We start from the raw sequence: 24,959 nt of genomic DNA on the forward strand, positions 1-24,959 counted from the left end.
CGACTCTCTTCAAAATTCATATTATGTCATATGACATTGTGTAATTTCGAAAGAGACTCAAATGTATCTGGGAACACAGGTCGCCGCGCGGGACGACGACGATTATCGCATCTTCGCGCAACTGGGTGTGAAGCATATCAACGCCGACCCGCCGGGAGAACCGAGCAGTTGGACGCTTTCCGACCTCGAGCGCCATCGCGACAAGGTCGAAAGCTTCGGCCTGATCCTCGACATGATCCAGCTGCCCCTGCCCTCGCAGCCGATCGAGAAAGCGTCCTATCCGGATATATTGCTTGCCGGCCCCGAGCGCGACAGGCAGATCGACGCCGTCTGCAAGCTGATCGAAGATACCGCGGCGGCCGGCATTCCGGCGGTCAAATATAATCTCAACCTGATCGGCATTCCCCGCACGCCCGATGAACCGGGACGCGGCGGCTCGATGAATGCCAGCTTCCGCTGGGACAAGACCGATCAGCAAGCCGCGCCCGGTCTTGCCGGGGTGCTCTCCGAAGACGAAAATTGGGAACGGATCGACTATTTCCTCGAACGCGTCGTGCCGGTCGCTGCAAGCAACCGCGTCAGGCTCGCCTGCCATCCGCACGATCCCTATACGCCGCCGGGCTTTCGCGGCGTAACCCGCGTGCTCGGCACCGTCGAAGGCCTGAAGAAATTCGTGCTGATGCGGGAAAACCCCTATCACGGCCTCAACTTCTGCCAGGGCTCGATCGGCGAGATGCTGGAAAATCCCGGCAAGGAGATCGACGACGTCATTCGCTGGTTCGGCGAGCGCAACAAGATCTTCAATGTTCACTTCCGCAACATCCGCGGCGGCAAGCTCTCCTTCATGGAGACCTTCCCCGACGAGGGCGACATGGACATGGTCCGCTCGGCCAGGATCTACAAGGAAGTCGGCTTCAAATACATGCTGATGCCCGACCACGTGCCGACCGTCAGCGGCAAGGACCCTTCCGCCACCGCTTTTGCCTACTGCTACGGCTATATCGCTGCCCTTCTGCAGACGCTCGAAAGCGCCTGAGACGGCCAATTTCCAACAGCTAAGGAACAGGACTTTCATGATGAACCCGATTGAATTGAAGAAGGCCGTCGGTAGTGGTCTCCTCTCGTTTCCTGTGACGCATTTCGACGATCAGCTCACATTCGACGAGGCGAAGTACCGCCGTCATGTCGAATGGCTTTCGGGGTATGATGCCGCCGCACTGTTTGCCGCTGGCGGCACGGGGGAGTTCTTCTCCCTCAATCCGGCCGAGATTCCGCAGGTCGTCCACGCTGCCAAGGCCTCGGCCGGCAAGACGCCGATCATCTCGGGCACCGGCTACGGCACGTCGCTCGCCATCGAAATCGCCAAGGCGGCCGAAAAGGCGGGCGCCGACGGGCTGCTGCTTTTGCCGCCCTACCTGATGTTTGCCGAACAGGCCGGCCTCGTCGCCCATGTCAAGGCGGTGTGCCAATCGGTCGGCATCGGCGTCATCGTCTATAACCGCGACAACGCCGTCCTGACGGCCGAAAGCATCGCGCGGCTCGCCGAGGAATGCCCGAACCTGATCGGTTTCAAGGACGGCGTCGGCGATGTCGACAAGGTGATCGAGATCACCACTCTGCTTGGCGACCGTCTCGTCTATGTCGGCGGCATGCCGACCCATGAAGTCTACGCCCAAGCCTATTTCGCCGCCGGCGTAACCACCTATTCCTCGGCCGTCTTCAACTTCGTGCCGGCGCTGGCCCAGCGCTTTTACGGCGCCTTGCGCACCGGCGACCAAGCAACCGTCGACGAGATCCTGAAGAGCTTCTTCTTCCCCTTCGTCGCCCTGCGCAACCGCAAGAAGGGCTATGCCGTCTCGATCATCAAGGCGGGCCTGCGCGTCCTCGGCCAGAACCCCGGCCCGGTTCGTCCGCCGCTGACGGATCTGACCCAGGAGGAACTGACGCTGCTGGAGAAGATCGTGCAGGCCAACGGTGTCGAACGGATCGCCGCGGAGTAATCGCCGACCGAGGACCGCGGGAATGCCTGCTGCGCCCTCTCGATTCCCTCTTCTCCCCTCGGGGAGAAGAGGATGCGCCGCACCCTCTCCGTTCCCTAGAGCCTTTCCTGGTTAGATTGAAGCATTCTGCCGGAGCAGGTTTTCGTCAGGGCAGAGGCGATTGGCGAAGGGCATACCCCTTGGTACGTCCGAGCCGATCGCCTCTGATCCTGGCGGAAAGATGCCCGGCCCTTTGGGTTGGCTGAAACGGGCCGGCTGATCGACCGGCCGGCTTGGCCGTAGAGCTGGGCTACGACGCGCGCCGGCCGGTCGACCATCCGACTCCGTTTGAGCCAACAGAATGCTTCAATCTAACCAGGAAAGGCTCTAGCAGACTAAACCGCGCCTACAGCGCCACCCCGCTGCCGCGGTCGAAGACATGCACCTGGTCGCTGGCGATGCTTGCCTCGAACACGGCGCCGTAGCGGGCGGGGTATTCGCCGTCGACGATCGCCGTCACCTGCTGTCCGGCGAGATCGAAGACGACATGGGTCTGGGCGCCTGTGGGTTCCACCAGCATGGTGCGGCCGGCGAGCGGCGTGCCGGCCGACAGGCCGGGAACGAGATGTTCGGGGCGCAGGCCGATGGTGACAGCCTGGCCGCGCCTGACCCTGCGGTCGGGCGCGATGCGGATTGCCGTGCCGTCTTCAAGGCGAGCGGCCGGTTCGCCGTTTTGACCCTCCACCGTGCCCTCCAGCATATTCATCGCCGGCGAGCCGATGAAGGCGGCGACGAAGAGATTGGCGGGCTTCCGGTAAAGTTCGAGCGGCGTACCCTGCTGCTCCACCCTGCCCTGGTTGAGCACGACGATGCGGTCGGCGAGCGTCATCGCTTCGATCTGGTCATGGGTGACATAGATCGAGGTCGTCTTCACCTTCTGGTGCAGCGTCTTGATCTCCGAGCGCATCTGCACGCGGAGTTTCGCATCGAGGTTGGAGAGCGGCTCGTCGAACAGGAAGACGGCCGGATTGCGCACGACGGCGCGGCCCATGGCGACGCGCTGGCGCTGGCCGCCGGAAAGCTGGGCCGGCTTGCGGTCGAGCAGCTGGGCGAGATCGAGCATGCGGGCGGCCTCGGCGACGCGGATCTCGATCTGCGGCTTGGCGACGCCGGCGAGCTTCAGGTTGAAACCCATGTTTTCGGCGACCGTCATATGCGGATAGAGCGCATAGGACTGGAAGACCATGGCGATGTTGCGCTCGCGCGGCGTCATGGCGTTGACGATATTGCCGCCGATCGCGATCTCGCCGTCGGTGATCTCCTCGAGGCCGGCGATCATCCGCAGCAGCGTCGATTTTCCGCAGCCGGAGGGGCCGACGAGGGCGACGAATTCCCCATCCTCGATATGAAGCGAAATGCCGTGGATGACGTCAACGGCGCCATAGGCCTTAGTTACATCGTGCAGTGAAACGGATGCCATGATTGCAGCTCCAAGGGTTGGGCTCAGGACTTGACGGCGCCGGCGGTCAAGCCAGCGATGATGTGCCGCTGGGCGACGAAAAAGACGATGATCGTCGGCAGGATGGTGAGCGTGATGAAGGCCAGCACTAGCTGCCACTCCGTGCCGTATTCGCCGCGATAGACCATGATGCCGAGCGGCCAGGGATATTTGGATTCCGAGTTCAGCATGATCAGCGGCAGGATGTAGCTGTTCCAGCTGCCGACGAAGGAGATGATGCTGACGGTGGCGACGATCGGGCGCGAAAGCGGCAGCGAGATATGCCAGAAGAATCTCATATAACCGCAGCCGTCGACGAAGGCCGCCTGAAACAATTCTTCCGGAAGGTTGCGAAAGTAGTTTCTAAACAAAAGGATGCTCATGCCGAGGCCGAAGGCCACCTGCGGCAGCACCACACCCCAATAGGTGTTCAGCAGGCCGAGATCGCGGATGCGGATGAACAGCGGCAGGATCGCGGTCGCCGCCGGAAACATCAGCCCGAGCAGGAAATAGTTGAGCAGGAAGGACGATCCGAAGAAGCGGACATGGGCGAAGGCGAAGGCGGCCATCGACGAGACGATCAGCGTCAGGAGCACGGTGAGCGCCGCAATGATCAGCGAATTGCCGATCTGCAGCCAGTAGCGTTCGCCGAAGAGGATGTCGGTATAATTCGCCCACTGCCACTCCGTCGGCAGACCGAAGGGATTGGTGCGCAGGTCGCCCAGCGTCTTGAAGCCGCCAAGCGCCGTCGTCAGCAGCGGGATCAGCACGATCGCGGCGATCAGGCTCAGCGACACATAGAGATAGATGCGTGTCGAGGTGCGCATGCGGATGGAAGAGCTCATATCAGTCATGGCGCATGAAGATCCTTTTGTAACCGAAGGCGAGCGTGACGCAGATGATGAAGAGCACGACGCCGACGGCGCTGCCGAGACCGACCTGCATGCGCATGACGCCATAGGTGTAGAGGAAGGTGACCATCGTCTGCGTCGAATTGGACGGGCCGCCGCCGGTCAGCGGCATGATCATGTCGAAGAGCTGCAGCGACCCGACGACGGCGAAGAAGATCGACAGGCGCAAGGTCGAGCCGAGCAGCGGCAGCGTGACGTAGCGGAACTTCTGCCAGCCGGTGGCGCCGTCGATTTCGGCCGCCTCGAGCACGCTCTTGTCGACCGATTGCAGACCGGCGATGAACAGCATCATGTGAAAGCCGAAATATTTCCAGACGATGACGCCGAGCACGGCGTAGATCGCCACATCCTTGTCGGCGAGCACGTAAGGATTGGCGAAGCCGAAGAAGTTGGAAATGGCGGCAAACAACCCGTAATCGCCGTCATAGACGAAGCGCCAGATCAGGCCGGCGGCAACGTCTGCCAGTACATAGGGCAGGAAGAAGATCAGGCGGTAGCCGACGACGCCGGGAATGCGGTGGGCGAGCATGGTGGCAAGCCAGATGGCGAGCGGCACCTGGATGCAGATCGAGATGACGATAATCAGGCCGTTATTGAGCAGCGCCTGGGTGAAAGCCGCATTGCGGAACAGAACCTGGAAATTGCGGAGCGCGATGAATTCGGTCGGCGTGCCGTAGCCGTTCCACTTGTAGAGGCTGTACCAGGCCGCCTCGCCCATCGGCATGATGACGAAAAGCGTGAAGAGCAGCAGCGCCGGCGGCAGAAAGAGCAAGAGCACCTTCAGCCGGTCATGGGCGACCGAGCTCCTGCTGTTTGCCGCTCTTCGGGCCGGCCGTGCGGAAGTCGTTATCGATGGAACTGAAATATTGGCCATGGGTCCTGCTTTCGTTCGTCGGCAGCAATGCCGGCGCTCCGCTTGATCGGGAGCGCCGGGAAAGCTCTGCGGGCGCTGGTTATTGTTCCAGCTCGAAAGCGTCCTGGATCATCTGGGCGCCGTCCTTGGAATTCATCTGTCCGGAGACGATTTCCACCGAGACGTCGTTGACGACACGGCCGACCGCCGCACCGAGATCCTGGTCGAAGAAGTTCTGATGCCAGGTCGAACCGGCAAGCTGTTTCGCCGATTCGGAAAGCAGCGGGTTGACGACGCCGTCATCGGCGCCGACGGCAACGGGAAGCAACATGCCTGATTTGGCCATCGCCCGCTCGTTCTCGGCGCTGGTCAGGAAGGCGAGGAAATCGATCGCCTCCTTGGAAGCCTTCTTGGTGACGGCCCAGCCGTTCAGACCGCCGAGCGTATCGGTCGGCTTGCCGGCGCCGCCATCAACGGTCGGGAAGACAAAACGGCCGATATTGTCGGGCGCCAGGCCCTTGCCGTCGCCGGCATTCTTGCGCTGGTTGGCCTCGGTGGCTTCAAAGCCGAGGATCATCGCCGCCTTGCCGTCGCCGAAGACACCGAGCGTCTGCGGCCAGGTCGCGCCGAGATAGCCGGGCTGGAAAGGTTCGAGCTTGCCGAGTTCGGCGAGGTCGTCACCGGCTTTGATGATGGCGGGATCGAGGAAACCTTCGCCCTCGCCGTTCTTGGCCGCTTCGAAGACCTTCTGGCCGCCTTCGCGCATGACGAGATAGCTCCAGTAAAAATGGATCGGCCATTTCTCGCCGCCGCCGCCGGCAATCGGCACGATGCCGGCCGCCTTGATCTTCTTCACTGTGGCGAGAAAATCGGTCCAGCTCTTGATGTCTTCGGCCTTGACGCCAGCCTTGGCGAATAGCGCCTTGTTGTAGAAAAAGCTGACCAGACCGACCTTGTAGGGAATGGCCCAGGTCTTGCCCTCAAAGGTCAGGCCATCGACCGAAGCCGGGGTATAGGCCTTGCGCAGCTTGCCGCCATCGGCATCGAGGGCTGCCGTCACATCCTGCAGCGCGCCGGTCTCGGACTGCTGCTTCAACACGCCGCCGCCCCAACTGAAAAAGAAATCCGGCACGTCGTCGGATTGCAGCAGCGTGGGAAGCTTGGCCTTGAAAGCCTCGTTTTCGAGGAACTGCATCTGGATATCGACGTCGGGATGCTGGGCTTCGTATTTCTTGACGATGTCTTCCCAAGCCGCGACGTTTTTCGGGTCGAGCTCAAGATGCAGCCACTTGACCACCGTCGTCGCCGAGGCAGCACCGGCTCCTGCCAGCAACATGCCGGCTGCCGCGGCCATGGATACGATGCACCTGCCGCCGAAAGCGGCGTTCTTCAGCATAAAATTCATGATTTCCTCCCAGGGGACCTATCCTCACAATTTTTCCCCAATGCGGATTAATTCAACGGAGCTTTCGCCGGATGTCAACCCAATTGCCGCTATTTTTCCCAAAAGCGCTTGACAGCCTCACGGGATTGCCTGCTATTTATTTCGTAACCCGTTAAAAATATTGGGTTCCGCCCAACGAACGATGCCGGCTAGTTTTTCATGAAGACCGCAGATCCAGAATTGATGCGCGCGATCAATCGCTTGAACGTGCTTGATACCATCCGGCGCCATGGTCCGATCTCGCGCATCGAGATCAGCGAACGCACCGAACTTTCCACAACCACCGTTTCCGCCATTACTGCTTCGCTGCTCGACGACGGGCTGATCCTGCCGCGCCACGAAGGCGACATCCGTAACGAGGCGGTGCGCGGACGGCCGCGCGTGGCACTCGAGCTAAATCCCGACGCCGCCCGCGTCGTCGGCGGCAAGATTGCGGCGAACCGGATGGTCTTCGTCCTCACCAATTTCCGCGGCGACGTGCTGTCGAAGCTCGCCTTGCCAATCCGCCTCGACCGGCAGCCGATCGGTGTCATCGCCGATCTGGTCGAGGACGGGGTCAGGCGTTGCGTCGTCGATGCCGGGCTGTCGCTTGAGGATGTCGACAGCGTCTGCCTCGGTTTTCCCGGGGTCATCGAGCACCGCACCGGTTACATCAGAAGCAGCCCGATCTTCCGCGACACCAATGTCGATTTCGCCGCCGAGATGTCGACGCGGCTGTCGACGCCGACCATTGTCGAAAGCGACGCGCATGCCATCACGCTCGGCCATCACTGGTTCGGGAGGGCGCGCGATCTCGAGGATATGGTGTTGATTTCGTTGGAACAGACGCTGGGGCTCGGCGTGCTGCACGGCAACCGCCTGTTCCGCGGCGCCGGCGGCCTCAGCCATAATCTCGGTGACCTGGTGCTCGGCATGGGGCCGAGCGGCGTCGTGCGGCTCTTCAGCCAGGCCGGCGAAAGCGCCATTCTCGGCGAACAGCAGGCCGACGGGCGTTTTGCCGAAGCGATCCGTCTCGGGCGCGGCATGACCCATGCCCAGGCGCTGATCAAGGCCGATGACGACCGGCTGATCGGCGCCGCCATCCGCGCCGGCGAAGCGGTGGGGCTGACCATCGCCAATATCGTCACGCTGTTTGCGCCACCGCGCGTCATCCTGGTGGGATCGAGTCTCGCGCTCGGCGAGCCATTCCTGAACAGCCTGCGCGATGCCTATGCGCTCGCCATTCCGCCTTCGCTGAAGGGGGTGAGCGAACTCGTCTTCGACGATTCGAGCGACGACTTCTGGGCGCAGGGTGCGGCTGCCGTGGCGCTCTACGAACTCTACGAATCGCCCTGGAGCACGACCGGGCCGGCGCTCTGACGGGCGTCACAATCACGATCAGATGGAGGAACTCATGGAAAGAGTTGGTATCGGCATCATTGGATGCGGCAATATTTCGGGCGCCTATCTCAGGGCGATGGCATCCTTTCCCATTCTCGATATCCGCGGCGTCGCCGACCTCAACCGGGAACTGGCGGAAGCCAAGGCTAAGGAATTCAACGTTCCGGCCAAAACGGTCGAGGAGCTGTTTGCCGACCCGAAGGTCGAGATCATCGTCAATCTGACGATCCCCAAGGCCCATGTCGCAGTGGCGCTGCAGGCGCTCGAGGCCGGCAAACATACCTATTCGGAAAAACCGCTCGGGATTAATTTCGCAGAAGGGAAAAAATTGGCCGAGGCGGCCAAGGCCAGAAATCTCCGCATCGGTGCTGCCCCCGACACCTTTCTCGGCGGCGGCCATCAGACGGCGCGTGCGCTGATTGATCAGGGCGTCATCGGCCAGCCGGTCGGCGGCTCGGCGAGCTTCATGTGCCCGGGCCATGAGCGCTGGCATCCGAACCCGGCCTTCTATTACGAAGTCGGCGGCGGGCCGATGCTCGACATGGGTCCCTATTACATCACCGATCTCGTCAATCTTCTCGGGCCGGTCGCTCAAGTGGCGGGCTTTGCGACGACGCCGCGCGCCGAACGGTTGATCACCAGCGAGCCGCGCAACGGCGAGCGCATTCCCGTGCATGTGCCGACCCATGTCGCCGGGATGATGGCATTTGCGAGCGGCGCCGTCGTTCAGATCGCCATGAGCTTCGATGTCGCCGGCCACAAACATGTGCCGCTCGAGGTCTACGGCACCGAGGGCACCCTGATCGTGCCCGATCCCAACAAATTCGAAGGCCCTGTCGAATATCTGCGGAAGGGCGGCCAATTCGAGGATCAGCCGCTCACATCTCCCTATGCCGATGGCAATTACCGCTCGCTCGGCGTCGCCGACATGGCGCATGCGCTCCGCTCCAACCGGCCGCATCGCGCCAATGGCGACCTGGCGCTGCATGTGCTCGAGGTCATGGAAGCGTTCCACACGGCGTCTGCGACAGGCAGGACGGTGGCCATCTCAATGGCGGTGGAGCGCCCTGCCCCTCTGTCCCAATCCATCGTCGACGGACGGCTGGCGAAATAAATTCAGGAGGAAAGACTATGCGTGAAGCACTGATCGTCTGGGGCGGCTGGAGTGGCCACGAGCCGCAGGAATGTGCCGAAGTCATCAAGACCATGCTCGAGGAGGACGGCTTCAAGGTCTATCTCGAACACGGCACCGAGGCGCTTGCCGACCCTTCCGTCCACGATCTCAGCCTCGTCGTGCCGATCATGACGATGTCGAAGATCGAGAAGGAGGAGGTCAAGAACCTCGCCGCCGCCATCGAGAGCGGCGTCGGCATCGCCGGTTATCACGGCGGCGCGGGCGATGCCTTCCGCGACTCCGTCGACTACCAGTTCATCATCGGCGGCCAGTGGGTGGCCCACCCGGGCAACATCATCGACTATACCGTCAACATTACCCGGCCTGACGATCCGCTGATGGAGGGTATTGCCGATTTCCCCTATACTTCGGAGCAATATTACATGCATGTCGACCCCTCGAACGAGGTTCTGGCGACGACCAAATTCACCGGCGAGCACGCCTACTGGATCGACGGCGTCGTCATGCCCGTCGTCTGGAAGCGCAAATACGGCAAGGGCCGCGTCTTCTATTCCTCGCTCGGCCACCAGGCCAAGGAATTCGACGTGCCGGAGATGAAGACGATTTTCCGCCGCGGCGCCAATTGGGCGGCGCGGTAGGGGCAAAATTGGACCCCAAAGATGCCCCTCACCCTAACCCTCTCCCCGTAAAACGGGGAGAGGGGACGTGCCCTGCGAGAGGCTGCGGGGAACGGAGAGGTCGCGGCATATCCCCTTCGCCCCGCGCGCGGGGAGAAGGTGCAGGCAGGCGGATGAGGGGCAGGCCGCAATCTCAGCGCAGAATCAACGCCGTCCCGTAAAGCCCCAATGCAAACACCGTATGCGCCAGCAGATTGAAGCACCGGACCTTGTTCGGTGTCGGATGTTTGGAGGCCGCCCAGCCGATGCCGAGGCCCGGCTGCAGCAGGAACCACCCTGCCCCGACGGTGACGATGCCGAAGATCCAGGCAGGCAGAAATGTCGGAGCGGCAAGCCAGCCCTGCCCCATGATGAGCGCAAAGATCACGCCATAGAGAATGCCGACGGCGTAATGGGTGATCCAGCCGAGCGCCAGTTCATGCTCATAGGGCTCGGCATCGGCGATGCTGTCGTGAAAGACCTTGCCGCGGCGGAGATGCCAGAACCAGCGGCCGACCGGGGCCCAGTTGGGCGCCGTCTGACCGAAAAACTTGGTGAGCACGATCGCCCAGAGGTCCATCAGGATGGTTGCGCCGGCGCCGATCGCCAGGCCGCGCCACAGAATATCGAACATTGGGAATCACCGGAGAGCGTTGAATTGCAGAGGGGGCAGCAAACCATTGCAGACGCGTCGGCGCAATGGCTTCAGTGAATTCCTGGCCGCATCCAGCTCATGCAATGGTGGCCCCCTGCCCTTTGCACGGCCGGCATCGCTGTATCATCCGCAAAAAGGCATCGGTGCGGGCGCAAATTGATGCTTTTCGCGTGCAGCGATATTTCCTACTCACTGTCAAAACGGCAAAGAGAGGCGCGGCGATGGCAATGCCATTTTACTGGAACGAACTGAACAGCTCCGATTTCGCCGGACTTTCGCCCGACGCGACCATTGCCATCCTGCCGATCGCCTCGACCGAACAGCACGGCCCGCACCTGCCGATCGCGACCGATGTGGCGATCGCCAACGGCATGCTGGCCGAACTGCGGAAACAGAAGCCCGACGACCTCGATTTCCTGGTTCTGCCGACGCAGGAGATCGGCAAGGCGAACGAACATATTTACGGGCCGGGAACGCTGTCGCTCGGTGCTGAGCTGCTCATTCCCGTCTGGACGGCGATCGGCGCCAAGGTTGCCGAAGCCGGCATCCGCAAGTTGGTCATCGTCAATTCGCATGGCGGCAATGTCGACATCATGAGCATCGTCGCGCGCGAGTTGCGCGTTCGCTATCAGATGGCCGTGATCTCGACGCAATGGGGCCGCTTCGGTCATCCCGACGGCATGATCAGCGAAGACGAGTTAAAATACGGCATCCATGGCGGCGAGGTCGAGACCTCGCTGATGCTCCATTTCCGCCCCGATCTGGTGCGGATGGACAAGGCGCAGAATTTCACCTCCAAGGCCGAATGGATGCGCGGACAATCGAGATATATCCAGCCGCTGCCGCCGCATTCGCTCGCCTGGATCGCCCACGACCTCAATCCGCACGGCGTCGTTGGCGACGCCTCGCGCGGAACGGTGGAGAAAGGCGAAGCGATCTGCCGCCATCAGGTTAAGGGCTTCATCGAGTTGCTGTCCGACCTGAAGCGCTATCCGCTTTCCAGCCTCTATTCACGATAACGCCGGCGATCTAAGGGCCGACAGGCTTTTCCATCGCGATATGACCTTTGGCCTGCAGTTCCTGCACGAGACCGGCAAGTTCGGCGAGCAGATATTCGACGAACAGGCTGGTGGCGGAATCGAGCGGCGCGCGGGCGCGGGCAAAAAGCTTCATCGGCTGCTGGCGCGCATGCGGTTCGGCGATCGCCCGGAAGACGAGCTCGCCCTGCCGGCATTCGGTGATGACGTCGAGCGGGTTCAGTATCGTCAGCCCCGCCCCCGATTTGACCAGCTTCTTCAGCATCTCGGATGCGTTGGTCTCAAGCACCGGCTCGACATGCACGTCGAGGCGCGCCAAGGCGAGATTGATCACATCACGCAGGCTGGTGCCCTGCTGGGCCAGCACCAGGCGCTCCTGGACGATATCGGCCAGATTGATCGGGCCTGAACCGATCAGGTGATGGCCGGGCGGCAGCACCACGCCGATCGGGATGTCGAAACTGCCAAGCGTCCGGATGCCCGGCGTCGCCGGAATGTTGAAGCCGAGGCCGATATCCACCTCACCCGACAGCACCGGATTGACCGTCATCGTGCCCGCGTCATTGCGCAGCTGCATGAAGACGCGCGGATGCTCCGCCTGGAACCGAGCGATGATGTCAGGCAGCGGGCCCGCGGCAAGCCCAACCGTGGTAACGATGCGGACCTTACCGGCCTGCTGCATCTTCAGGCTGCGGATGCGCCCCTCCAGCCGCTCGTAATTCTTCAGCACTTCGCGAATATGTTCGATGCAGAGTTCGCCGGCTGCCGTCAGCCGCAGGCCGCGCGGCAGCCGCTCGAAAAGCGGCGCACCCATTTCCTCCTCCAGTGCGAGAATCTGGCGGTTGATCGCCGATGACGCCACATTCAGCCGCGCCGCCGCCTTGCGGATCGAACCGGTGCGGGCGATCTCGTTGATGTAGATGAGCTTTCGGGAGTGCAGCATCGCAACCTCGTTGCATGAAAATAAAGCAGACGCACAAATTAGGCACAGGCTGCCGTTGAGATGCCAAAAAGGCATCGTTGCGCACGAAATTTGATGCTTTTCAAAGAGCAAAGCAATCGCTCCAATGAAGAAAATCCGACGTCATCACAGGCGTTGCGAACTCAAAAGGGGAACGCTGATCATGCCCAATGCACTGAAGAATACGGTCTTTTCCGCTCTCCTGGGTCTCGGTGGCGCGCTCGCCGCTGCCGGCGCGGCGCATGCGGCCGACAAGGTAAGCTACGGAACGAACTGGCTGGCGCAGGCCGAGCACGGCGGCTTCTACCAGGCAGTCGCCGACGGCACCTATGCGAAACACGGCCTCGACGTCACGATCGTGCAGGGTGGCCCGAACGCGGCCAATAGCGCGCTGCTGATCTCCGGCAAGATCGATTTCTACATGGGTGGGCCGCAGGGCGAGATCTCGGCTGTCGAACAGGGCATCCCGCTCGTCGATGTCGCGGCGATCTTCCAGAAGGATCCGCAGGTCCTGATCGCACACCCCGACGCCGGGATCGACAAATTCGAAGATCTTGCCAAGCTCAAGACGCTGTTTCTCGGCAAGGACGGTTACCTCACCTATTTCGAATGGATGAAGGCGAACTTCAAGGGCTTCAAGGACGAGCAGTACAAGCCTTATAATTTCAGCCCCGCTCCCTTCCTTGCCGACAAGCAATCCGCCCAGCAGGGCTATCTCACCTCCGAGCCCTACGAGATCCAGAAGCAGGCCGGCTTCGAACCGAAGGTCTTCCTGCTCGCCGACAACGGCTATTCGCCCTATTCGACGATGATCACCACCACGCAGACGATGATCGACAGCAAACCGGATGTCGTCCAACGTTTCGTCGATGCCTCGATCGAGGGCTGGTACAACTACCTCTACGGCGACAACAGCAAGGCGAACGAGCTGATCAAGAAGGACAATCCTGAAATGACGGATGGCCAGATCGCCTACTCGATCGCCAAGATGAAGGAATACGGCATCATCGAATCCGGCGACAGCCTGGACAAGGGCATCGGCTGCATCACCGACGCACATTACAAAGCGTTCTTCGACGAGATGGTTGATATCAAGGTGTTCAAGCCGGAGACAGACTACAGCAAAGCCTTCACGACGAAATTCGTTTGCAAGAGCACGGGAATGGCGATGAAGAAGTAAGCCCCTCCGACGTCGTCCGATGGTCCGCTTGAGGTGGCGGACCACATCCTCCCCTGGTGAATGAGACAGGCAATGCCGTTAGCAAAAGCCCAGGCCTTATCTCCGCACGAGACGCGCAAGCGGCCGCTGGTCGTGATGCAATCGGTCTCGAAGGTCTTTTCCAGCGGCACCGTCGCCCTTTCCGATATGTCGCTTACGGTCGAAAGCGGCGAGTTCGTCAGCCTGCTCGGCCCTTCGGGCTGCGGCAAGTCGACGGCGCTGCGCATCATCGCCGGCCTTGGCGACGTGACGTCGGGGGCGATCGACTGGCCGAGTTCGCGCATCAACTCCAGGGGCCTGCCGGAGGGCGATATCGGCTTCGTCTTCCAGGAGCCGACGCTGATGCCGTGGAAGAACGTGTTCGACAATGTCCACCTGCCGCTGAGATTGAGGCGGGTTTCGAAGGCGGCAGCGCATGAAGGGATCATGCAGGCGCTGACCACCGTCGGCCTCCAGGATTTCGCCAAAGCCTATCCACGCGAACTTTCCGGCGGCATGAAGATGCGCGTCTCGATCGCCCGCGCGCTGGTGACCAAACCGAAGCTGCTTTTGATGGATGAGCCCTTCGCCGCACTTGACGAAATCACCCGCCAGAAGCTGAACGACGACGTGTTGCGGCTCTGGAAGACGACAGGCATCACCGTCATCTTCGTCACCCATTCGGTCTATGAGTCCGCCTATCTTTCGAACCGCATCGTGGTGATGAAGGCAAGGCCCGGCCGTGTGCATGCCGATGTTCCGCTGACCACCAGCCTGGAACGCGACGAGCATTACCGCACCTCGGAAGAATACCGGAAGGCTTGTGAGACGGTCTCCCTTTCGCTGATCGGGGCAATCAACGCGGCGGGAGAGCATTGATGCGTGACGAAACGGATACGCCGCAGATCCTTCATCTTGCTGTAAATGCCGCAGGCGCAAGACGCCGCGATCTCGCGCTGCGCATCGCCGTCCCCTTCCTCGTTATCGGCCTGCTGGTCCTGATCTGGTACGCCTATGTGAAGCTCTCAGGCGTGCCGCCCTATATCCTGCCGGGTCCGGCCGCCGTCGCAAACGCTTTCGTGACGGACTGGGATACGCTTGCCCCAGCGCTTTGGGTCACCACCAAGATCACCTTGCTGTCGCTGATGCTGGCCCTTGTCGGCGGCGTCGGCTTTGCGATCTTCCTGGTGCAGTCGCGCTGGATCGAGCTTGCCTTCTATCCGCTTGCCGTCATCCTGCAGGTGACGCCTGTGGTGGCGATCTCGCCGCTGATCCTGATTTATGCGCCGTCGACCCAGGTGGCGCTGCTGATCTGCGCCTTCCTCGTCGCCTTCTTCCCGATCCTTTCGAATATGGTTCAGGGGCTGAAGAGCGTCGACCACAATCTCATCAATCTCTTCGAGCTTTACGGCGCCTCGCGCTGGCAGACGCTGCTCTTCCTCAAGCTGCCTGCCGCCCAGCCCTATTTCATGACGGGCCTCAGGATCGGCGGCGGCCTGGCGCTGATTGCCGCCGTCGTCGCAGAATTTGCGGCCGGCTCGGCGGGCGCCGGCTCCGGCCTTGCCTTCCGGCTGCTCGAAGCACAGTACCGGCTCAACATTCCGCGCCTCTTCGCCGCGCTGCTGATGCTCTCCCTGCTTGGCGTGGCGATCTTCGCCGTCACCTCGTTCATTTCCTGGCTCGCCCTGCACCGTTGGCATGAGAGCAGCCTGAAACGGGAAAACTGATGACCTATTCGTTCATTTCGCCGCCCAATGCCGGCCGCTTCGTGCTGAGCAATGCGACGCTGCCTGCCGTCGCCGTCGAGGGATTTGACGCGCCGGCGATCGAGGGGCTGGTCAAGGCGGATATCGTCATCGCCGATGGTGTCATCTCCGCGCTGCTGCCGGCGGGTGCAGCACCAGTGGAATTGCCGCGGTCCGATCTGAAGGACGGCATGGTCTGGCCCTGCTTCACCGATATGCACACTCATCTCGACAAGGGCCATATCTGGCCGCGCAACGCCAATCCCGACGGCACCTTCATCGGCGCCCTGGACGCTGTGCGGACGGACCGGGAGGCGTACTGGTCGACGGCGGATGTCGGCAAGCGCATGGAATTCTCACTGCGTTCGGCCTATGCGCACGGCACCAGCCTGATCCGCACGCATCTCGATTCGCTGGCGCCTCAGCACCGGATTTCCTTCGAGGTTTTCGCCGAGATGCGCGAGGCCTGGAAAGACAGGATCGCGCTGCAGGCGGTGGCGCTCTTCCCGCTGGAAAACATGGTGGACGCGGCCTATTTCGCCGAGCTGGTCGCCGTCGTGCGCGAAAAAGGCGGGCTGATCGGCGGCGTCACCCGGATGAATCCCGATCTCGACAGCCAGCTCGATCTACTTTTCAGGGCTGCCGCCGACAACGGCCTCGACGTCGATCTTCATGTCGACGAAAGCGACGATCCCGCCGCCGAGACGCTGAAGGCGATCGCGCAAGCCGTGCTGCGCAACCGGTTCGACGGCAAGGTGACGGCGGGCCATTGCTGCTCGCTCGCCAGGCAGGACGAGGAGACGGCAAAACGCACGGTCGACATCGTCGCAAAGGCCGGCCTCTCCATTGTCTCGCTGCCGATGTGCAACCTCTATCTGCAGGACCGATATCCCGGCCGGACCCCGCGCTGGCGCGGCGTCACCCTGTTCAAGGAACTGGCAGCGGCCGGCGTTGCGACGGCGGTGGCCTCCGACAATACGCGCGATCCCTTCTATGCCTATGGCGATCTCGACCCGGTCGAGGTGTTGCGTGAAGCTGTCCGCATACTGCATCTCGATCACCCGCTGGACACGGCGGCCCGCGTCGTCACCACCTCGCCTGCCGATATTCTCGGCCGGCCCGACAAGGGGCGCATTGCCGCCGGCGCCCTGGCCGATCTCGTGCTCTTCAGCGCCCGCCGCTGGAGTGAATTTCTCTCCCGTCCACAGTCCGACCGCGTCGTGCTTCGCCGCGGCAAGGTAATCGACCGCAGCCTGCCGGATTACCGTGAACTCGATAACATCGTTGGAGCCTGACATGCCGGATTATCAAACGATCAAAAAAGAACTCGAGGGCATCGCCATCGAGGACAATCCGGCGCTGGTGCGCCAGAAGAGCCGCGATTTTTACTGGTATTCGCCGATCCTGAAGGCGCAGCTCGACAATGTGACGGCCGATCTCGTCGTCACGCCGAAAAACGAGGACGAGGTCATCCGGACGCTGAAGGTCGCCTTCGCGCATGGCGTGCCGGTAACGCCGCGCGGCGCCGGCACCGGCAATTACGGCCAGGCCATGCCGCTTTCCGGCGGGATTGTGCTGAACCTTGCCGCCATGAACAGGATCAAGGAGATCCATCCCGGCCGGGTGGTCTGTGAACCGGGCATCGTCATTGCTCAGCTCGACAAGCAGACCAAGGCGCATTCGGGCCAGGAACTGCGTTTCCACCCGTCGACGGCGCAGACGGCAACGGTCGGCGGCTTCGTCGCCGGCGGCTCCGGCGGCGTCGGTTCGATCACCTGGGGCGGACTGCGCGATCTCGGCAATATTCTGCGTCTGCGCGTCGTCACCATGGAGGCCGAGCCGCGCGTGCTCGACCTGACCGGCTGGGATCTGCAGAAGGTGAGCCATGCCTACGGCACCAACGGCATCATCACCGAAATCGAAATGCCGCTCGCCCCTGCCTATGATTGGGTCGACGTGCTTGTCGGCCATGACGACTTCATGGCATCGGTGCGCTTCTCCGATGCGCTGGCCAAATGCAACGGCATCCTCGTCAAGGAAATCGCCCCGATCGCGGCACCGATCCCGCACGACTATTTCACCCGCCACAAACCCTATATCCGCAAGGGCCAGTCGGTGGTGGTGCTGATGATCGCGCCGCATTCGATGGATGCCTTCCTCGCCTTTTCAGCCGCCCACAAGGGCGAGATCATCTTCCGCTCCGACACGGTCGAAAGCATGAAAGGTATTCCGCATGCCTACGAGCTTGCCTGGAACCACACGACGCTGCGTGCGCTGAAGGTCGATCCCGGCTTCACCTATCTGCAGGTTCAGTATCCAGGCCCGGATCACGTCGCCAAGGTCGCCAAGATGGTCGAGATCTTCGGCGACGAAGTGCCTGGACATCTCGAATTCATCAGGTTCGACGGGCAGATCCAATGCTCCGGCCTGCCGCTGGTGCGCTATAGCACGGAGGAGCGCCTCGAGGAGATCATCAAGATCCACCAGGATCACGGCTGCCCGATCTTCAATCCGCATCGTTACACGCTAGAGGAAGGCGGCATGAAGCGCACCGACAAGGTACACCTCGCCTTCAAACAGGAAACGGACCCGAGGGGGCTGTTGAACCCCGGCAAGATGATCGCCTGGGAAAATCCCGATTTCGATTTCAATGCCGGCAAGAATTATCTCTTCCCGGGGCTGGCGAGCGTCATGGAGGCCTGATGAGAGTTCTCGTTCTTCACTCGCATCCGGTCGAGGAAAGCTACGGCAAGGCGCTCTACAAACAGACGCTGGAAAGCCTGGAAGAGGCCGGTCACGAGGTGGATGCGTGCGATCTCTATGCCGAGAATTTCGATCCGGTGCTCTCCCGAGACGACCGGCTCGCCTATCACGATTATCCCGGCAATACCGAGCTGGTGAAATCTTATGTCGATCGGCTGAAGCAGGCCGAAGCGCTAGTGCTGGTGACGCCGATCTGGAATTTCGGCTTCCCGGCGATCCTGAAGGGCTATTTTGACCGCGTCTGGCTTCCCGGCGTCTCCTTCGAACTGGTCGACGGCAAGGTGGAATCGCGGCTGCGCCACATCAGGAAACTCGCGGCCGTGCTGACATATGGCGCGACGCCGTTTCGCGCCTTCGCGGCCGGCAACCCGCCGAAGAAAATCGTCAAGCGTGTGCTGAGGGCGCAGATCAATCCGCTGCGGCCGGTCACCTTTCTTGCCCATTACGACATGAACAATTGCACGCCGGAAAGCCGGGCCAGTTTTTTGGAGAAGGTGAAGACGGCGATGGAGCGGTTTTGAGAGCCCGCATCTTCCTCGCTGTACCCTAGGAAAGGCCTATGAAGATTTTCAATCCCCCGTCTGTCCGCCGTCCATTCGGAAATTACAATCACGGGCTGCTGGTGCCGGCGGGCGCCTCGCTGCTCGTGACCTCCGGCCAGCTCGGCATCGGTCTCGACGAGAAAGTGCCGGGGGATATCGGCGCGCAAGCAGAACTTTGCTTCGAGGCCATCAAGGCAATTCTCGCCGAGGCGGAAATGAGTTTTGCCGACGTCATCCGCATCTCAGGCTTTGTGACGAAGCGCGAGGATTTCCCCGCCTATATGGCCATGCGGGATCGCTATACACTCGATCCGAAGCCGGCCTCGACGCTGATCATCGTCAGCGGCTTCACCCGCCCCGAATTCCTCGTGGAAGTGGAAGTCACCGCCGCCAAACTGTTTTGCTGAAGAGAGCCAGGGACGCGCCCTCGTCAGCCGCCCTCTCCCCGGGATTCTCCCACCTCGCCGCCGGCATCATCGCCGATATCCTCCGCAAACTTCCGCATCAGCCGCACCAGCTCATTGAAGTCGTGCTCGTCCCAGCGCTCGAAGATGGCGCGGCCGACCCTTTCGCGCGCCAGGTCGATGCGGTCGGTCATCGCCTTGCCTTTCGGGCTGATGACCGCCTCGCGCACGCGGCGGTCGGCGGCACTTCCGCGCCGCTCCACCAGATCGAGGCTTTCGAGCTTGGCGACCTGACGGCTGACGGTGGTGTAGTCGCGCCCGGCACGGTCGGCGAGCTCGACCACGCCGATCGGGCCGAGGCGTTCCACCGTGACCAGCAGCGGAAACAGCGCGCGATCGAGCGAAATCCCCGCCTCGCGCACCATCTGCTCGTCGCGCTGCGGACGGTTCATGACGCTGACGATCTCGATCAACGCCCCATGCAACTCGCGCAGCTTCTCCGACATATGTGTATTTTGCACATTTTTTCTTGACGCCATATCGATTCTCCAATTATGTGCATAATACACATATGGAGATGACGATGACACAGAATTCTGCAGTCGACGTGCTGATATCAGGAGCTGGTGCTGCCGGCCTGACGCTGGCGATCGAGCTGGCGCGGCGCGGCGTCAGCTTTCGCCTGATCGAGAAATTGAACGACCCGTTCCGCGGATCGCGCGGCAAGGGCATCCAACCAAGAACGCAGGAGGTCTTCGAGGATCTCGGCATCCTCGACCGGATCGTCGCGCTCGGCGGCGCCTATCCCCGGCAGCGGGAATATCGCGACGATGGAAGCGTCAGTGAATCCGACGCCGTCCTGCGCGCGGAGCCGACGCCCGCCGAACCCTACCATTTTCCGCTGATGGTGCCGCAGTTCCTGACCGAGGGCGTGATGCGCGAGCGTCTGCTCGAACTCGGGCACCGCCCGGATTTCGGATGTGAACTCATCGGCTTCGAGCAGGACGATACGGGCGTGACGGCGCGGCTGCAGGGCCCGTCCGGTGAAGAAACCGTCCGCGTGCGCTGGCTCGTCGGCGCCGATGGCGGCCGCAGCTTCGTGCGCCACGCGCTTGATATCGGCTTTCCCGGCAAGACGCTCGGCGTGCGCGCCATCGTCGCCGATGTCATGCTGACGGGTCTGGATCGCGACGCCTGGCATCGTTTCGGCGAAGGCGACATGCGGCGGCAGATCGGGCTATGCCCACTCGCAGGAACGGAACTGTTCCAGATCCAGGGACCGATCCCGCTCGAAGGCGAGTTCGATCTTTCCGCGGCGGGTCTGACCGAGTTGGTGGCGGAGCGCACCGGCCGCGACGATATTCACGTCCGATCGGTTTCCTGGGCATCGGCCTTCCACATGAACGCCCGGCTTGCCGATCGCTACCGGCTCGGCCGCGTCTTCCTGGTCGGCGATGCCGCTCACACGCATCCGCCGACCGGCGGCCAGGGTCTCAATACCAGCGTCCAGGACGCCTATAATCTCGGATGGAAGCTGGCGGCCGTCGCCGGCGGCGCGCCGGATGCGTTGCTCGACAGCTATGAGGAAGAGCGCCGCCCGATCGCAGCGGCAATGCTCGGTCTTGCCACCGGTCTTCTCGATGCTCTGAAGCGCGGCGATTTCAGGCGCGGCCGCGAGGTCCATCAGCTCGATATCGGCTATACCGAGTCTTCCCTCGCTCTGGGAAAGCCGGAGCGGCGCAGCGGCCTGCTGGCCGGCGACCGTGCGCCCGATGCGCCGCTGACCGGTGCAGCCGGCCAGCCGAGGCGTCTGTTCGACCTGTTCAAGGGCGCTCACTGGACGCTGCTCGGCTATGAGGTCGGGCAAGTCACCGTGCCGCCACGCTTGGGGCTGCACATCCACAGGATTTGCCAAGGCGGCGACGTCATCGATAAAGGCGGGCATTTCCGCGAGGCCTATGGCCTGGCCCCAGGCGATTGGATGCTGGTGCGCCCGGATGGTTATGTCGGCGCCATCGTCGCCTCGGCTGAGGCCTGGGCGCTGGAAGACTATCTGGCACATGTCGGTTTCGAACATGATGTCTGAGCGCCGGCCGGGGGAAAAGCCTCCATAAAGGATGCCCTTCAAAACGCCTGGCCATCGCCCTTCTGCGCGGCTTGCTGAGGTCGACGCGCGCGGCGCGCGATCTCTCAATCCTGCCTCGGCTGCGCGACCAGATAAGAGCGAAACATAATCGTCAGCTGCTTTTCGGCCTCGTGAGCATCGGCGGCGGACAGAACGCGGTGGCAGAAGGGCGGAACCGTTCCGTAAAGCGCTGCCGTCAGCGTTTGCGCCAGCAGGCCCGGATCGGCGAAACGGCCATCCTCTGTGGATAGCATCGCCTCGATGGCGCTTGCGCTTCGCCGGGTCGCGGCCTCGATCAACGCGCGGGCGTCCAGTTCCATGGCGATGGGATAGAGGGCCGGAGAGACCTCGGCGCGCGAGCGATATCTCCAGAATCGCTGATATCGACGCGCTTCGCGACCATATCGAGAAAAAGCACGGTCGCGTCGACATCATCTTTGCGAATGCCGGCGGAGCGAAGCCAAACCTGCTCGAATACATGTCGGAGGAAGAATTCGATTTCTCGATCGCCAACACCGCTGAGCAGACAAGGCCGCCCCTATGTCAGCGTCTACTCAGCGGGGAAAGCGGCCATTCGCTCGCTGGCACGCTCGCTTACCGTGGAACTGAGCGAGAAAGGGATTCGCGTGAATGCCATGGCTCCCGGCTACATCGATACGGATCAGGCGCGCAAAGCCGGCGTGAACGAGGAGATGATCGAACAGACGAAGGTGCAGGTGCACGGCCAAATCCCCATGCACCGCAGCGGCACTGTCGATGAGATCGCCAAATCAGTCCTTTTCCTCGCCTCCGACGACTCGGCCTACATCACAGGCTCGGAATTGTGCGTCGACGGTGGCTGGGCGCAGATCTGACGGCGCTTCGGCGCGCTCTTTGCGAGGCGCGTCCGCAAAAGACGCGCGGCTGCGCGAGGCTCTGTTGTGTCAGAGGGCGTCGCGTTTGTATCGCGGCGTCCAGCCTCGGGTCATCCCGCGGCTCATCGCCCCCTCCGCCAGCGCCAGCTGCTGGCGGAGATGTTTACAATCGTCGAGCAGCGAGCGGATCGCCGCCTTGGCATTGTCGTCATGCCAGGCCAGCACGGCTTCGACTTCCCAGGCAGGATCGGGCCAAGCAGCATCGGGCGACGCAGCATCAGGCAAGGCAGCACTGGGCAAGGCCGGATCGGGCCACATGGGATCGGGTTCCAGGATCTTTGCCGGCTGCATCAGTTCAGTGCCAATGGCAATTGAACCGGACGCGGCAAAGGTGGCAGCGGCCGGCTGAGTTCGACCTTTCTCTGCCAGGCGGCGCGTCGCAGCTGATCGCGCTCACGCGCCGCACGCGACGCTTCGACAAGGGCTAGGGCGTTGGCGATCACTTGTTCCGTATGTGTCATGACCATCTCCAATGTTCCTGTTTTGTTCTAAATTAAACCTCATCCCGAAAAAGTCAAGTCGGGGGGCTGGTGTTCAGGACGGTGGATCAGATGGATGTTCAGTCGGCAGCTTCGATGACGGCGATGCCGGCTTCCTGCGCAGCTCTGATAAAGGATGCGCGCACCTCTTCCGGCGGCAGATCGCCGATGATCGCATCCAGGCATGACTTCACGGCTTCGAAATAGTCTTCGCCGTCATCGACCGGCCAATCGCGCAGCAGCGTGCGCGCGGCGTCCCACACAGAGTTAATAACGGCATAATGGCCGAGCCCCACTGAGGCCAAGCCGACCGGTCTAAAATTTGCCGTCTGTCTCACTTTACTACAGCTTTTCCAATTTCCGTGAGCTTACGAGTTAACGATGCAATTTGCGTGCCGTTGGCGGGGCCGGGAACCGACAGGCTCCTTCGCCCCTCCAGCCAGGCGCTTTGAGCACATGCAACGCTTAAAGCGTCCCGATCGGCCCCGAGAAACCCGCGCTCAGTTACCAAACGACAGATTATGGTAAATATCAGGCTTCGCCCTCCTGTCCTACTCATTAAAATCCGGCCTTTTCCTAGTATTCTATAGAATTTACATCAACGCATCGAATTTTCTGGAAGCAACAGCCTGAATATTCATTCTTTGATTGTGCCAAAGGTGGACGCGGAAGCATCCAGACCGTACAGTGTCATTCCTTGCACGCGGCGGTTCTGGAAGGATGCGCGATGCCTATCTTCATGGACCGGCACTTTCTCGAGGGAACGTCGGCGGCCGACGTTGCCCGGGCGCATCGCATGGATCTCGACATTCAGGATCGCTACGGCGTCAAGTTCCTCACCTATTGGTTCGACCAGCGGCGCGGGACGGCCTTCTGCCTCATCGATGCTCCCGACGTGGAAACCGCACAATGTGTGCATCGCGAGGCGCATGGCTTCGTCGCCGGCGAGGTGGTCGAGGTGGCTTTGTCAGCGGTCGAGGCTTTTCTCGGCCGAATTCATGACCCCGAGCCGGTGCCTGGCCAATCCTCGGCCGATGTGGATCCTGGCCACCGGGCAATTCTCTTTACCGATATCGTCGGCTCGACCGAGATGACGGCGCGGCTCGGCGATCGCATCGGGGCCGAAATGGTAAGAGCCCATGACGCGATCGTGCGCCGATGCCTCGGCCAAAATTCCGGCCGCGAAGTGAAGCACACCGGCGACGGCATCATGGCGGCCTTTTCCTCGACAACGGCCGCCGTCGAATGCGCCATAGCGATCCAGAAGGAATTCCAGCTTTACAACGGCGGCAACACCGAGCCGATCCATATCCGCATCGGGCTGGATTGCGGCGAGCCGGTCGAGGACAGCAACGACCTGTTCGGCTCGACCGTCCAGCTCGCCGCACGGCTCTGTGCGGTCGCGTCCAGCGACCAGATCCTCGTCTCGGAGAATATCTTTCGGGAATATGGCGCCGCCGATCTCTTCGGTCACGCCTCGCGCCGACGGCTCAAGGGCTTTTCGAAGCCGATGATGGTCTTCCGGTGCGACTGGGCGAATGGCGGGCTTGCTTGAGGTTCCGCCAAGATTCCCCGGGGTCACCTCCGCCTCATGCAGATGTCTGTCGTCCCGCTTTTTTGGCAAGGAAATAGACGTCCGGCAGGCAGCCGCCATCAAAACCAAAACGCGCCGCACGTGATGTGCCGGCGCGTTTTTGTTCATTCTGCCAATCAGGCATTGCCGATATTTCGATCGCCCATCAGCTGCTCGAATTTGGGGGCGCCCTCGACCTTGGCAAGCACGCCCGACATCTTCAGAAAACGCCGGAAATTCTCGCGCGCAGCGCTCAGCGGGAAACGCCCGCTGGCGGTGTCTCTGCACGCCTTCAACAGCGTGTCATATGCCAGACCTCGTTTGTCCTCCGGCCATTCATCCAGAAAATCGAAGATTTCATCGAGACAGGTGATCTCAGCGATGAAATGTTGACGATGAAGCAAAACCGGATCGAACCGAGTTTCCGTCATAGTATCCTCCCATTTATATTACTTTTTTATGGCATAATATTACTGAAAAACCTTGATTCATTCAAGACAAAATCGGCCACCCCTACCCAAAAGCATCCGCAACTACTTCCATAACGGCAGAATAGCTCGATGAGATTATCTTGAGTGAATTGATCAGCGATCAAGGTTCAAACGCACACGCCCAAGGTTAACTGATCCCTCGCACACGTGTTCAGCCAAGCGTGATCAAGCGCGCCGGAAGTTTTCGTGTAGGCTCGTGACGGCGTGGTAGATTGT

The 24,959-nt window shown here is 61.6% G+C and carries 29 protein-coding genes; 16 read left to right on the top strand and 13 right to left on the bottom strand.

The window, feature by feature from the left end; genetic code table 11:
• The first annotated feature begins 61 nt into the window (after positions 1-61).
• Positions 62-1,036, top strand: a complete 975-nt coding sequence (locus AF337_RS34175) for a mannonate dehydratase (RefSeq protein ID WP_049735540.1) — start codon at positions 62-64, stop codon at positions 1,034-1,036.
• Between the two features lie 37 nt (positions 1,037-1,073).
• On the top strand, positions 1,074-2,000 hold the full coding sequence (gene kdgD, locus AF337_RS34180) for a 5-dehydro-4-deoxyglucarate dehydratase (RefSeq protein WP_049735541.1): 927 nt from the start codon (positions 1,074-1,076) through the stop codon (positions 1,998-2,000).
• 385 nt (positions 2,001-2,385) lie between these two features.
• On the opposite strand, the gene AF337_RS34185 is transcribed toward kdgD, so the two are convergent.
• The 4 genes from AF337_RS34185 to AF337_RS34200 all read right to left on the bottom strand — a co-directional run bounded on the left by AF337_RS34185 (position 2,386) and on the right by AF337_RS34200 (position 6,646).
• Positions 2,386-3,459, bottom strand: a complete 1,074-nt coding sequence (locus AF337_RS34185; RefSeq protein ID WP_049735542.1) for an ABC transporter ATP-binding protein — start codon at positions 3,457-3,459, stop codon at positions 2,386-2,388.
• A gap of 23 nt (positions 3,460-3,482) precedes the next feature.
• Positions 3,483-4,331, bottom strand: coding sequence for a carbohydrate ABC transporter permease (locus tag AF337_RS34190; protein ID WP_049735543.1), 849 nt, complete (start codon positions 4,329-4,331; stop codon positions 3,483-3,485).
• Positions 4,324-5,262 carry a carbohydrate ABC transporter permease gene (locus AF337_RS34195; RefSeq protein WP_049735544.1) on the bottom strand — a complete coding sequence of 313 codons (939 nt, stop codon included), beginning with the start codon at positions 5,260-5,262 and terminating at the stop codon, positions 4,324-4,326. The genes AF337_RS34190 and AF337_RS34195 overlap by 8 nt, the downstream gene beginning before the upstream one ends.
• Positions 5,263-5,341: 79 nt before the next feature.
• A complete protein-coding gene (locus AF337_RS34200) occupies positions 5,342-6,646 on the bottom strand; it encodes an extracellular solute-binding protein (RefSeq protein WP_049735545.1) in 1,305 nt (434 codons plus the stop codon).
• 198 nt (positions 6,647-6,844) lie between these two features.
• Here AF337_RS34200 and AF337_RS34205 point away from each other — a divergent pair, with 198 nt between their 5' ends.
• The 3 genes from AF337_RS34205 to AF337_RS34215 are packed head-to-tail and all read left to right on the top strand — an operon-like array spanning position 6,845 to position 9,838.
• Positions 6,845-8,044, top strand: coding sequence for an ROK family transcriptional regulator (locus AF337_RS34205; RefSeq protein ID WP_049735546.1), 1,200 nt, complete (start codon positions 6,845-6,847; stop codon positions 8,042-8,044).
• Between the two features lie 34 nt (positions 8,045-8,078).
• Positions 8,079-9,179: a Gfo/Idh/MocA family protein gene (locus tag AF337_RS34210; protein WP_049735547.1), complete on the top strand. Its 1,101-nt coding sequence runs from the start codon at positions 8,079-8,081 to the stop codon at positions 9,177-9,179.
• 17 nt (positions 9,180-9,196) lie between these two features.
• Positions 9,197-9,838: a ThuA domain-containing protein gene (locus AF337_RS34215; RefSeq protein ID WP_049735548.1), complete on the top strand. Its 642-nt coding sequence runs from the start codon at positions 9,197-9,199 to the stop codon at positions 9,836-9,838.
• Between the two features lie 172 nt (positions 9,839-10,010).
• Here AF337_RS34215 and AF337_RS34220 read toward each other — a convergent pair whose 3' ends face one another.
• Positions 10,011-10,490: a DUF2938 domain-containing protein gene (locus AF337_RS34220; RefSeq protein ID WP_049735549.1), complete on the bottom strand. Its 480-nt coding sequence runs from the start codon at positions 10,488-10,490 to the stop codon at positions 10,011-10,013.
• A gap of 242 nt (positions 10,491-10,732) precedes the next feature.
• Between AF337_RS34220 and AF337_RS34225 the strand changes: the two genes are divergently transcribed.
• Positions 10,733-11,530, top strand: a complete 798-nt coding sequence (locus AF337_RS34225; RefSeq protein WP_049735550.1) for a creatininase family protein — start codon at positions 10,733-10,735, stop codon at positions 11,528-11,530.
• Between the two features lie 10 nt (positions 11,531-11,540).
• On the opposite strand, the gene AF337_RS34230 is transcribed toward AF337_RS34225, so the two are convergent.
• Positions 11,541-12,491, bottom strand: coding sequence for a LysR family transcriptional regulator (locus AF337_RS34230; protein WP_049735551.1), 951 nt, complete (start codon positions 12,489-12,491; stop codon positions 11,541-11,543).
• Positions 12,492-12,672: 181 nt separating this feature from the next.
• Here AF337_RS34230 and AF337_RS34235 point away from each other — a divergent pair, with 181 nt between their 5' ends.
• From AF337_RS34235 to AF337_RS34265, 7 genes are all read left to right on the top strand, one after another.
• Positions 12,673-13,689, top strand: a complete 1,017-nt coding sequence (locus AF337_RS34235) for an ABC transporter substrate-binding protein (RefSeq protein ID WP_049735552.1) — start codon at positions 12,673-12,675, stop codon at positions 13,687-13,689.
• Between the two features lie 72 nt (positions 13,690-13,761).
• Positions 13,762-14,586: an ABC transporter ATP-binding protein gene (locus tag AF337_RS34240; RefSeq protein WP_049735553.1), complete on the top strand. Its 825-nt coding sequence runs from the start codon at positions 13,762-13,764 to the stop codon at positions 14,584-14,586.
• Positions 14,586-15,434: an ABC transporter permease gene (locus AF337_RS34245; protein ID WP_049735554.1), complete on the top strand. Its 849-nt coding sequence runs from the start codon at positions 14,586-14,588 to the stop codon at positions 15,432-15,434. Before AF337_RS34240 ends, AF337_RS34245 begins: the two co-directional genes overlap by 1 nt.
• A complete protein-coding gene (locus tag AF337_RS34250) occupies positions 15,434-16,747 on the top strand; it encodes a cytosine deaminase (RefSeq protein WP_049735555.1) in 1,314 nt (437 codons plus the stop codon). Before AF337_RS34245 ends, AF337_RS34250 begins: the two co-directional genes overlap by 1 nt.
• Before the next feature lies 1 nt (position 16,748).
• Positions 16,749-18,155: an FAD-binding oxidoreductase gene (locus AF337_RS34255; protein ID WP_049735556.1), complete on the top strand. Its 1,407-nt coding sequence runs from the start codon at positions 16,749-16,751 to the stop codon at positions 18,153-18,155.
• Entirely contained in the window at positions 18,155-18,736 is a 582-nt protein-coding gene (locus AF337_RS34260) for an NAD(P)H-dependent oxidoreductase (protein ID WP_049735557.1), read from the top strand. Before AF337_RS34255 ends, AF337_RS34260 begins: the two co-directional genes overlap by 1 nt.
• A gap of 38 nt (positions 18,737-18,774) precedes the next feature.
• The gene (locus AF337_RS34265) at positions 18,775-19,164 is read left to right on the top strand and encodes a RidA family protein (protein WP_049735558.1); all 390 of its coding nucleotides are present in this window, start codon (positions 18,775-18,777) and stop codon (positions 19,162-19,164) included.
• A 23-nt stretch (positions 19,165-19,187) separates the two neighbouring features.
• Here AF337_RS34265 and AF337_RS34270 read toward each other — a convergent pair whose 3' ends face one another.
• The gene (locus AF337_RS34270; RefSeq protein WP_049735559.1) at positions 19,188-19,700 is read right to left on the bottom strand and encodes a MarR family winged helix-turn-helix transcriptional regulator; all 513 of its coding nucleotides are present in this window, start codon (positions 19,698-19,700) and stop codon (positions 19,188-19,190) included.
• A 44-nt stretch (positions 19,701-19,744) separates the two neighbouring features.
• Here AF337_RS34270 and AF337_RS34275 point away from each other — a divergent pair, with 44 nt between their 5' ends.
• The gene (locus AF337_RS34275) at positions 19,745-21,247 is read left to right on the top strand and encodes an FAD-dependent oxidoreductase (protein WP_049735626.1); all 1,503 of its coding nucleotides are present in this window, start codon (positions 19,745-19,747) and stop codon (positions 21,245-21,247) included.
• 104 nt (positions 21,248-21,351) lie between these two features.
• Here AF337_RS34275 and AF337_RS42960 read toward each other — a convergent pair whose 3' ends face one another.
• Positions 21,352-21,606, bottom strand: coding sequence for a hypothetical protein (locus AF337_RS42960; protein WP_244471367.1), 255 nt, complete (start codon positions 21,604-21,606; stop codon positions 21,352-21,354).
• Between the two features lie 123 nt (positions 21,607-21,729).
• On the opposite strand from AF337_RS42960, the gene AF337_RS45890 reads away from it, so the two are divergent.
• The gene (locus AF337_RS45890) at positions 21,730-22,140 is read left to right on the top strand and encodes an SDR family NAD(P)-dependent oxidoreductase (RefSeq protein ID WP_244471368.1); all 411 of its coding nucleotides are present in this window, start codon (positions 21,730-21,732) and stop codon (positions 22,138-22,140) included.
• Positions 22,141-22,209: 69 nt separating this feature from the next.
• On the opposite strand, the gene AF337_RS34290 is transcribed toward AF337_RS45890, so the two are convergent.
• The 3 genes from AF337_RS34290 to AF337_RS34295 all read right to left on the bottom strand — a co-directional run bounded on the left by AF337_RS34290 (position 22,210) and on the right by AF337_RS34295 (position 23,017).
• Positions 22,210-22,491, bottom strand: a complete 282-nt coding sequence (locus AF337_RS34290) for a hypothetical protein (RefSeq protein WP_049735561.1) — start codon at positions 22,489-22,491, stop codon at positions 22,210-22,212.
• Complete coding sequence (locus tag AF337_RS42965) at positions 22,491-22,661, bottom strand: hypothetical protein (protein WP_010069037.1); 171 nt, start codon at positions 22,659-22,661, stop codon at positions 22,491-22,493. The genes AF337_RS34290 and AF337_RS42965 overlap by 1 nt, the downstream gene beginning before the upstream one ends.
• A gap of 98 nt (positions 22,662-22,759) precedes the next feature.
• Positions 22,760-23,017 (bottom strand): DUF982 domain-containing protein, encoded by a 258-nt coding sequence (locus AF337_RS34295; protein ID WP_049735562.1) that lies wholly within the window; start codon positions 23,015-23,017, stop codon positions 22,760-22,762.
• A 389-nt stretch (positions 23,018-23,406) separates the two neighbouring features.
• Here AF337_RS34295 and AF337_RS34300 point away from each other — a divergent pair, with 389 nt between their 5' ends.
• Positions 23,407-24,234: a nickel-binding protein gene (locus tag AF337_RS34300; protein ID WP_049735563.1), complete on the top strand. Its 828-nt coding sequence runs from the start codon at positions 23,407-23,409 to the stop codon at positions 24,232-24,234.
• A 34-nt stretch (positions 24,235-24,268) separates the two neighbouring features.
• On the opposite strand, the gene AF337_RS46155 is transcribed toward AF337_RS34300, so the two are convergent.
• Both AF337_RS46155 and AF337_RS34305 read right to left on the bottom strand, forming a co-directional pair.
• Positions 24,269-24,397 carry a hypothetical protein gene (locus tag AF337_RS46155; RefSeq protein WP_280138885.1) on the bottom strand — a complete coding sequence of 43 codons (129 nt, stop codon included), beginning with the start codon at positions 24,395-24,397 and terminating at the stop codon, positions 24,269-24,271.
• Positions 24,390-24,683, bottom strand: a complete 294-nt coding sequence (locus AF337_RS34305; RefSeq protein WP_049735564.1) for a DUF982 domain-containing protein — start codon at positions 24,681-24,683, stop codon at positions 24,390-24,392. Before AF337_RS34305 ends, AF337_RS46155 begins: the two co-directional genes overlap by 8 nt.
• Between the last annotated feature and the right edge of the window lie 276 nt (positions 24,684-24,959).

Origin of the sequence: Rhizobium ecuadorense (assembly GCF_001187535.1) — a bacterium.
Classification (GTDB): Bacteria; Pseudomonadota; Alphaproteobacteria; order Rhizobiales; family Rhizobiaceae; genus Rhizobium; species Rhizobium ecuadorense.

What these genes read in the sequence shown, in the direction of transcription:
- AF337_RS34175 (WP_049735540.1), top strand. Translation starts at nt 62, where the DNA reads ATGTATCTGGGAACACAGGTCGCCGCGCGGGACGACGACGATTATCGC.
- kdgD (WP_049735541.1), top strand. Translation starts at nt 1,074, where the DNA reads ATGATGAACCCGATTGAATTGAAGAAGGCCGTCGGTAGTGGTCTCCTC.
- AF337_RS34185 (WP_049735542.1), bottom strand. Translation starts at nt 3,459, where the DNA reads ATGGCATCCGTTTCACTGCACGATGTAACTAAGGCCTATGGCGCCGTT.
- AF337_RS34190 (WP_049735543.1), bottom strand. Translation starts at nt 4,331, where the DNA reads ATGACTGATATGAGCTCTTCCATCCGCATGCGCACCTCGACACGCATC.
- AF337_RS34195 (WP_049735544.1), bottom strand. Translation starts at nt 5,262, where the DNA reads ATGGCCAATATTTCAGTTCCATCGATAACGACTTCCGCACGGCCGGCC.
- AF337_RS34200 (WP_049735545.1), bottom strand. Translation starts at nt 6,646, where the DNA reads ATGAATTTTATGCTGAAGAACGCCGCTTTCGGCGGCAGGTGCATCGTA.
- AF337_RS34205 (WP_049735546.1), top strand. Translation starts at nt 6,845, where the DNA reads ATGAAGACCGCAGATCCAGAATTGATGCGCGCGATCAATCGCTTGAAC.
- AF337_RS34210 (WP_049735547.1), top strand. Translation starts at nt 8,079, where the DNA reads ATGGAAAGAGTTGGTATCGGCATCATTGGATGCGGCAATATTTCGGGC.
- AF337_RS34215 (WP_049735548.1), top strand. Translation starts at nt 9,197, where the DNA reads ATGCGTGAAGCACTGATCGTCTGGGGCGGCTGGAGTGGCCACGAGCCG.
- AF337_RS34220 (WP_049735549.1), bottom strand. Translation starts at nt 10,490, where the DNA reads ATGTTCGATATTCTGTGGCGCGGCCTGGCGATCGGCGCCGGCGCAACC.
- AF337_RS34225 (WP_049735550.1), top strand. Translation starts at nt 10,733, where the DNA reads ATGGCAATGCCATTTTACTGGAACGAACTGAACAGCTCCGATTTCGCC.
- AF337_RS34230 (WP_049735551.1), bottom strand. Translation starts at nt 12,491, where the DNA reads ATGCTGCACTCCCGAAAGCTCATCTACATCAACGAGATCGCCCGCACC.
- AF337_RS34235 (WP_049735552.1), top strand. Translation starts at nt 12,673, where the DNA reads ATGCCCAATGCACTGAAGAATACGGTCTTTTCCGCTCTCCTGGGTCTC.
- AF337_RS34240 (WP_049735553.1), top strand. Translation starts at nt 13,762, where the DNA reads ATGCCGTTAGCAAAAGCCCAGGCCTTATCTCCGCACGAGACGCGCAAG.
- AF337_RS34245 (WP_049735554.1), top strand. Translation starts at nt 14,586, where the DNA reads ATGCGTGACGAAACGGATACGCCGCAGATCCTTCATCTTGCTGTAAAT.
- AF337_RS34250 (WP_049735555.1), top strand. Translation starts at nt 15,434, where the DNA reads ATGACCTATTCGTTCATTTCGCCGCCCAATGCCGGCCGCTTCGTGCTG.
- AF337_RS34255 (WP_049735556.1), top strand. Translation starts at nt 16,749, where the DNA reads ATGCCGGATTATCAAACGATCAAAAAAGAACTCGAGGGCATCGCCATC.
- AF337_RS34260 (WP_049735557.1), top strand. Translation starts at nt 18,155, where the DNA reads ATGAGAGTTCTCGTTCTTCACTCGCATCCGGTCGAGGAAAGCTACGGC.
- AF337_RS34265 (WP_049735558.1), top strand. Translation starts at nt 18,775, where the DNA reads ATGAAGATTTTCAATCCCCCGTCTGTCCGCCGTCCATTCGGAAATTAC.
- AF337_RS34270 (WP_049735559.1), bottom strand. Translation starts at nt 19,700, where the DNA reads ATGGCGTCAAGAAAAAATGTGCAAAATACACATATGTCGGAGAAGCTG.
- AF337_RS34275 (WP_049735626.1), top strand. Translation starts at nt 19,745, where the DNA reads ATGACACAGAATTCTGCAGTCGACGTGCTGATATCAGGAGCTGGTGCT.
- AF337_RS42960 (WP_244471367.1), bottom strand. Translation starts at nt 21,606, where the DNA reads ATGGAACTGGACGCCCGCGCGTTGATCGAGGCCGCGACCCGGCGAAGC.
- AF337_RS45890 (WP_244471368.1), top strand. Translation starts at nt 21,730, where the DNA reads ATGCCGGCGGAGCGAAGCCAAACCTGCTCGAATACATGTCGGAGGAAG.
- AF337_RS34290 (WP_049735561.1), bottom strand. Translation starts at nt 22,491, where the DNA reads ATGCAGCCGGCAAAGATCCTGGAACCCGATCCCATGTGGCCCGATCCG.
- AF337_RS42965 (WP_010069037.1), bottom strand. Translation starts at nt 22,661, where the DNA reads ATGACACATACGGAACAAGTGATCGCCAACGCCCTAGCCCTTGTCGAA.
- AF337_RS34300 (WP_049735563.1), top strand. Translation starts at nt 23,407, where the DNA reads ATGCCTATCTTCATGGACCGGCACTTTCTCGAGGGAACGTCGGCGGCC.
- AF337_RS46155 (WP_280138885.1), bottom strand. Translation starts at nt 24,397, where the DNA reads ATGCCTGATTGGCAGAATGAACAAAAACGCGCCGGCACATCACGTGCG.
- AF337_RS34305 (WP_049735564.1), bottom strand. Translation starts at nt 24,683, where the DNA reads ATGACGGAAACTCGGTTCGATCCGGTTTTGCTTCATCGTCAACATTTC.